At 45.3% G+C, this 6710-nt stretch carries 8 protein-coding genes and 2 pseudogenes; 7 read left to right on the top strand and 3 right to left on the bottom strand.

Annotation, left to right across the window (positions count from 1 at the left end; genetic code table 11):
* The 4 genes and pseudogenes from DKW60_RS15890 to DKW60_RS15880 form a co-directional block, all read left to right on the top strand.
* Positions 1 to 274, top strand: a pseudogene (locus tag DKW60_RS15890) (hypothetical protein); the annotation flags it as partial.
* 125 nt (positions 275 to 399) lie between these two features.
* Positions 400 to 546 (top strand): hypothetical protein, encoded by a 147-nt coding sequence (locus DKW60_RS23745; protein WP_181389738.1) that lies wholly within the window; start codon positions 400 to 402, stop codon positions 544 to 546.
* 79 nt (positions 547 to 625) lie between these two features.
* On the top strand, positions 626 to 1069 hold the full coding sequence (locus tag DKW60_RS15885) for a PIN domain-containing protein (RefSeq protein ID WP_109838648.1): 444 nt from the start codon (positions 626 to 628) through the stop codon (positions 1067 to 1069).
* Positions 1066 to 1290, top strand: coding sequence for a hypothetical protein (locus DKW60_RS15880; RefSeq protein ID WP_109838647.1), 225 nt, complete (start codon positions 1066 to 1068; stop codon positions 1288 to 1290). The genes DKW60_RS15885 and DKW60_RS15880 overlap by 4 nt, the downstream gene beginning before the upstream one ends.
* A gap of 178 nt (positions 1291 to 1468) precedes the next feature.
* On the opposite strand, the gene vapC is transcribed toward DKW60_RS15880, so the two are convergent.
* From vapC to DKW60_RS15865, 3 genes are all read right to left on the bottom strand, one after another.
* The gene (vapC, locus tag DKW60_RS15875; protein ID WP_109838646.1) at positions 1469 to 1870 is read right to left on the bottom strand and encodes a type II toxin-antitoxin system VapC family toxin; all 402 of its coding nucleotides are present in this window, start codon (positions 1868 to 1870) and stop codon (positions 1469 to 1471) included.
* Entirely contained in the window at positions 1867 to 2061 is a 195-nt protein-coding gene (locus DKW60_RS15870) for a type II toxin-antitoxin system VapB family antitoxin (RefSeq protein WP_109838645.1), read from the bottom strand. The genes vapC and DKW60_RS15870 overlap by 4 nt, the downstream gene beginning before the upstream one ends.
* A gap of 100 nt (positions 2062 to 2161) precedes the next feature.
* Complete coding sequence (locus DKW60_RS15865; RefSeq protein WP_109838644.1) at positions 2162 to 3097, bottom strand: 2OG-Fe(II) oxygenase family protein; 936 nt, start codon at positions 3095 to 3097, stop codon at positions 2162 to 2164.
* Positions 3098 to 3377: 280 nt separating this feature from the next.
* Between DKW60_RS15865 and DKW60_RS15860 the strand changes: the two genes are divergently transcribed.
* The 3 genes and pseudogenes from DKW60_RS15860 to fabV all read left to right on the top strand — a co-directional run bounded on the left by DKW60_RS15860 (position 3378) and on the right by fabV (position 6623).
* Positions 3378 to 4154 carry a hypothetical protein gene (locus tag DKW60_RS15860; RefSeq protein ID WP_146203499.1) on the top strand — a complete coding sequence of 259 codons (777 nt, stop codon included), beginning with the start codon at positions 3378 to 3380 and terminating at the stop codon, positions 4152 to 4154.
* Between the two features lie 109 nt (positions 4155 to 4263).
* Positions 4264 to 5301, top strand: a pseudogene (locus DKW60_RS15855) (FAD-dependent oxidoreductase); the annotation flags it as partial.
* Between the two features lie 125 nt (positions 5302 to 5426).
* The gene (gene fabV / locus DKW60_RS15850) at positions 5427 to 6623 is read left to right on the top strand and encodes an enoyl-ACP reductase FabV (RefSeq protein WP_109838641.1); all 1197 of its coding nucleotides are present in this window, start codon (positions 5427 to 5429) and stop codon (positions 6621 to 6623) included.
* The last annotated feature ends 87 nt before the right edge of the window (positions 6624 to 6710 follow it).

The following is a 6710-nucleotide window of genomic DNA, read 5'->3' as shown; positions in this document are numbered from 1 at the left end:
GATGGTGGCTTTACTGGTGATTGGGTTTTGTTGGGCGCATAAAACAGGTGAATGGAAGCACAAAATGATTAAGCCGTTACGTGTTAAAAACCATGGCAGACTTGAGAAAAACCTGTTTCGCTATGGTCTGGATCACTTGACTGATCAGTTGATGACAGGTGCGTTGGATGCACTGGAGGCTAGTCGTTTGTTAGTGTTGTTTCTGTGCCCACCTGACTGGTTGGAGCCTACTGAATCAACGAATGGCTATGGCTTTTCAATCGTGGATTCCTAAATTGTCGTGTACAGAGAAGCATTTTATACCCAGTGCGGCTGCACTCGGTATAAAATGCTTTAACGTTAGGTATTAAATACGCTCGATATTTAGCAGTATTTACAATAGAGCGTGAGGATGAAATTATGGCAAAGAAGCCAATGAAACCCAGCGACAATAGTGCGAATCAACAAAACGCGAATAAAGGTACATCAGGTCAAAATAAACAACACGCTCAGAATCAAGGAAATCGTGGCAAGCAAATGAATCCAAATCAGAGCAATAAGAAATAATGTAAGGCACGTATGCTGTGGAAATAGTAGGCTGTTTTCACAGCATTTCAACTTCATAATTTCATGCTAGAATGGAGGCATGAAAATTTATTTTGATGTTTGTTGCCTTAACAGACCATTTGATGATCAAACACACGATCGAATACATCTCGAAGCTGAGGCCGTTCTTGCGATTATCCGTCGTGTTGAAGAAAGTTCATGGCAATGGATAAGTAGTGACGCTGTTGCGTACGAAATCAGCAATACACCCAATGAGGAGCGTCAAGAGCGTCTTTGGTCGTTAGAGTCTCGCGCAACTGATAGCATAGACCTGACCGATACCATCTTACAACATGCAGAAGCAATTCAGACACTTCGCTTTACTAGTTACGATGCTTTGCATTTAGCGTTTGCTTCATCTGTCAATGCAGATGTTTTTCTCAGTACAGATGATAAATTACTCAAGCGAGCTAAACGCTACCCAGAAGAAATAAAAATTATGGCTGCCAATCCCTTAGCTTGGTTACAGGAGGTAATGACATGAACGCAAAAGCAATGACATTAAACGAAATACGTCGTACTGGCATTGAATTGCTCACTCAAAATTTAGGTGCGGTGGGTATGGTGCGCTTTCTTCAGCAAAGTGACCTTGGCTGGGGAGATTATACAAAAGAACGCCAACAGTGGTTGGGTAATCCTAGTCTTGCTGAAATAGCTGATGGTATAAAAGCGATGAGAAAAAACAGGCCTAACAAGGCAAATTAACGCGGAAATTTACTCCAGTGCGTCTTTTGTGTGTCGCTTCACTCTCACACAAAAGTCACTCTTCCGTAATCTCCGGTTATTTGGACGTGAGGGCTTAAAAAACATATTGAAAACTAAGCGAGTGTACACCGCTTATTGAGGCTTTATTCGGAGTTGCTACGAATATGTCATTACAGAGTTATACAAAAAGAGAAATCGGCAAGTGCTTGGAATAAAACAAAAAGTCTTTATCAACAGTATAAATGTTTAATTTTGTCCGAACTGCAACAGCACAGATTAAATAGTCAATGTGTGAGCCCTGTATTCCTTTTGTCCGACAAAAGTTGGAGTACTCAGCAGCGGCTTCATAGTCGGAGTCAATAATTTCCTCATTAGGAAAGTAGCTCAATTTTTTTCTCAGGTTCTCGAAACTATTTTTGTTACTGTAACCGGACAATACTTCTTGTCGAATCGCTCCGATTATTCTTACCGTGTTCTCGTCTATCAACTGACTGAGTTGCTCTGCAATATCGATATTTTTCGGGGTATCTCCGCGAAGTGCCAGAGACCAAATACAACTATCGACAAGCACGCCGCTCATTTGCGACCCTGTTTATAGTCATAATCATTGTCTTGGGGAAGCTTGCCAAATAATGCGATGATCTCTCGCTGTTTTCGTCGCTGGATAAATTCTTTAAGTGCTTGATTTACTGTCTCTTTTTTAGTCTTTAATCCACTTATATGTAGAGCTTCATCCAGAAGGTTTACATCTATAGCAAGATTAGTAGCCATTTTTACACCTCGTGTTACACATATGTTTACACAATATAATACACATGGTTGTTGGTACTATCAAGCTGCTCACGCAATACGCGAGCAGCAATAGATGCCCTTAAAACGGCGCATAATGGTCATACGGAGCCGTTGGTATTGTCCAGCGCTGATCCGCATCAATCACTTCACGATGAGTGCCATGCGGTATTTGCCCACGATCACCCAGCAACCAAAGGACAATATTTGAACGCTCGCCACTGGTAATAGGCTGGGCGGCATGTGCCACATGGCCACGGTGGATCATCGCAACGCCAGGCTTGAATGTAAGCCTGTTCATACCTCCGTTCACAGGGTCATGAAAGTCGACCTCAGAGCCGGTAAATGCCTCACCGAGCCTATTCAGGTTGATATTCAGAGTGGCTGCAGACGCATCGGTATGAAGTCGAAGGGATGTATCAACGCCCGCTTGGTACTGAATCGAAAAGCCAAAGATCTGCGTATCGTATCCCATGATTTCAGGGAACAGCAGACGAGCAATTGGCCGCATATACTTATCAATTAACTCACGACAAAACGCCTGAAAGCCCGGTGCAGCGAGATATCCCTCAGAGCGAGGGTCGAGCATTGCGCCACCACGATTGAGCGCAATACCGTAAGGTGGTCGCATCGGAATTTGTGCATCTGCGATTTCGTCTAAATAATCGCGAAATTCTGACAGATGTTCAGGATCGAATAACTGGAACTGAAATACGTCCGGTGATACTTCCTGTATCAGATCGCTAACCGCAGATTCTTTGCTAGGGTCTTCCCATGCTTGTGTGACTGCATGACGCAGCTTTTCATCAAGCAGCGACTCATCTGGTGTGAGGAGGTGGTCTTTATTGCTGTTTTCCCACTCTGCCCATGCCTTGCTAAGTAGCTCTCTGTTCTCGTTCCAGAACTGTTGAACTGACGGAGCACGTACTAGCATTTCGTCACGTGACGGTAAGGTCAATGCACGTGCACGCTCTAATTGATTCAATGAAGTGTTGTTAACCGTTGTTGTGGTGTTCATTGTGTAGTCTCCATATAGGTTGTCAGGCCATTGTTCTGCCTGATTTGAGGCTTACTTTATTACATCATTTATTTTTAATAAATGCTTTAATTATGGAGTCAGTATTTAGTTTTTGCATATAATCGGCAGTGCTAGTGACTATTTTCTTTCAAGGAAGAGAGGAGAGTGTAAACACTAATGAATATTGGTCTTTTCATGTTGCTAACCGCTCAGTCTCATGCGTTCGCATTAAACTCCATCTACTGAGATAATGAATAAAATTCGTGATTGGGAATTGATAATGAATAAGAAAGTAGGGTTCGTATCGAGCGTTATAGTCGCGTCGCTACTCAGCGCATGCGGTGGCGTCAGACCAGATGTAGAAGAAAGCGATAATTTTATTGATATAGGTGGCATCGAGTTCCGCAAAAAGGGGTCTACCAATGCTGCAATTTTATATGCTGGTGTGCGTAGAGAGGGCTGGGTGGATACTTTCGATCCGAAGTTTCTGCCAGTGCTAAGTAAGGAAATCCGCGCGCGTCAGGTCACCCGAGTCTTTAATAAGGAAACGGGGCGTCTGGCATTTGAGTCTGCAGCCAGTGCCGGTATTAATCTCTCCAATGACAGCAATAGCGCGACTGCCGCTGTTCAATCCAATGTAACGGGTAAGTACTCCGTGTTTACCTTGTTTGATGTGAACGACTTTGTGGCGGAGTTAAACTCCGATGCTAATAAGAAAAACCTCGCGCTGCTCAAACGTTACGAAGACCCCAGAATTATCACCAGTATCGCCACAGTATTTGATCGGGAATCCAGTAAGAAATTCGGAGCATTAGGTCGTTTGTCGCTAAATATCACGAATCCAGCGACGGGTAATCCGGTGTTTAATCTGAAGTCAGAAGTGTCTGGTGATTCTGTAGCAACACTTTCCAATGGCACCGTGTTTGCCTATGAGTACGCAAGACTTTGTTGGGAAAAAGTGAATGACAAGGTGCGGGTAGCGACTATCGAAGTTGACCGGCCGGGACTGGATGGAAACTGCCCTGCGGGTACTAAGGAGACTGCAGCGGATTTGTAAAGTGTTATGCTTTAGTGAATAAGCTTGAGTTTTTGATACAACGCTGGTGGTGTTTACGATGTCTGATTTTCCAAAGAAGGTACTCATTATCGGCTAGGGCCCGACGGGTTTAACTGCGGCACTGGAGTTAGCTAGACAAGGCTTACAGCCTGATATTGTTGATAAAAAACCAGCGCCATCTAGTCTCTCACGCGCCGTTGGTATCATGCCCGCTAGCATTCAGGCGCTGGCAGCCAGTGGTGTCGGGCAAGCAGTTCTGGGTGAGGCTTTGCCACTGCAGCGGGTTAGATTTCATCGAGGGAGCCGTTGTCTGGCGAATTTGGATTTCTCTGATATTACGGAGCCAGCAGAGCGTATCAGAGCATTGCCTCAGGACCGCACCGAACAGTTGATGTCTGATGCCTTACAGCGAATGGGTGTGCAGGTGAAATACAATAGTAGGGTAGAAGGGCTGAAAACGGATGGGCATCAGGCGACGGTGACAATTGCGGATGAGACCCAACAAAACTATGACTGGGTAATTGCTGCAGATGGAGTGAAGTCAGTCGTGCGTCAGCAGTTGAATATTCCCTATGTGGGTTACGATTTACCAGAAAAATGGTCTATAGCCGATGTGGATTACACGGGTGATTATGATGCCGATTTGTTTTCGATACATCTTCAGAACAATGGTCGCCCCACCATTATTGTGCCAATTGGGGTGAAACGACTAAGAATTGTTTCTGCGACACCTGATGCCATTGAAAGCCTTCCAGCAACTACCCGCGAAAGGATCGATATTAGCAAAGTGCGTCGTGCTGGCAGTTTTGTGATATCTGTCAGACAGGCAGAAAGCTATCATGTCGGTCGGGTGTTATTGGCGGGGGATGCCGCGCATTGTCATTCTCCGGTCGGTGGTCGCGGCATGAATCTGGGGATTGCAGACGCTGTGGCTGCAGCTCATGCGGTACTCAATGACGAACCGGCGCTTTACAGTCATCAACGTCATGAGCATGGCAAACGCGTGATGCGTGAGACGGAGCGTGCCCGAAAAGTTCTGACATCAGCAAACCCTGTTGTCCAATCGACCCTGAATGTCGCGCTGATGGCATTGGGGAAATTGCCTTTTCTGAAGTCACGTATGTTGCGGCAAATGATTTCTATGTGATGTGCTGTGGGCACTCATCCATGTCTTTTATAGCTTAGTAAGTAAGTGGCTTAAGTCGGAGTATTGCATTTGAGGGCTTTTTATTGCACGCTTTCGCTCTTATCTATACAGAAAGGCTTCTTTAAATGATCATCGCACCTAAAGTCCGCGGATTCATCTGCATCAATGCTCACCCGGAAGGTTGTGCCGCTAATGTGCAGGCGCAAATCGATTACATCAAAACACATTCTGGTTATAAAGACGGTCCGAAGAATGTATTAGTCGTGGGCTCATCGACCGGCTATGGCTTGGCTTCACGGATTACGGCTGCTTTTGGTTACGGTGCAAATACACTTGGTGTGTTTTTTGAAAAGCCTGCCACAGAGCGCAAAACAGGTTCTGCTGGTTTTTATAATGCAGCGGCATTTGACAAGGCGGCTACTGAAGCTGGTTTGTACTCTAAAAGCATTAACGGCGATGCATTTTCTGATGAGTGTAAAGACAAAGTCATTGAAATGATCAAGTCTGACATGGGCGGCAAGGTGGATCTGGTGATTTATAGTCTGGCCTCTCCGCGTCGTAAAGACCCGGCGACTGGCGAAGTGTTTTCATCGACGTTGAAGCCTATTGGAAATAGCTACACTGCTAAAAACCTCAATACGGATACGCAACAAGTCAGCGAAATTACCGTTGAACCAGCCAATGATGAAGAAATCGCGAATACCGTGAAAGTGATGGGCGGTGAAGACTGGGAACGTTGGATGAGCGCACTAGCAGAAGCTGATGTACTTGCAGAAGGCGTAAAGACGGTTGCTTACACATATCTTGGCGAAAAGCTGACATGGCCTATCTATGGTCATGCAACTATTGGTAAGGCTAAAGAAGATTTAGACCGTGCAGCAGCAGAGCTTCGCGAATCGCTAGCTGGTTTAAAAGGCAATGCATCGGTTGGTGTATTGAAGGCGGTTGTTACTCAGGCGAGTTCAGCTATTCCGGTAATGCCGCTATATCTTGCGATTCTGTTTAAGGTTATGCAAAAAGCAGGAACACACGAAGGCTGTATCGAGCAGTTGGATCGCTTGTACAAAGAGTGTCTTTACACAGATACACCTCGCTTAGACGATGCGATGCGTTTGCGTGTTGATGATTTAGAACTAGATCCTGCGATTCAGGCTGAGGTTGAAGCAATCTGGCCACAGGTTACCTCTGAGAATCTGCATGAGTTAACCGACTTCGCACTGTATCAAACTGAGTTCTTACGTCTGTTTGGCTTTGGTGTAGAGGGCGTGGATTACGCAGCCGACACATCACCTTTGGTTGAAGCTGACTTTGTAGCGGTATAAGTGATTTTTGATGGTGTTACTTGGGGTGATTTAGCTCTCCAGTAGCACCTGATTGTGGGAACCGAGCTCTAGCTAAACATACTGTCA

It is taken from the genome of Leucothrix pacifica (assembly GCF_003172875.1).
In the GTDB taxonomy this organism is placed as follows: Bacteria; Pseudomonadota; Gammaproteobacteria; order Thiotrichales; family Thiotrichaceae; genus Leucothrix; species Leucothrix pacifica.
This window is presented reverse-complemented; position numbering and strand designations above follow the sequence as displayed.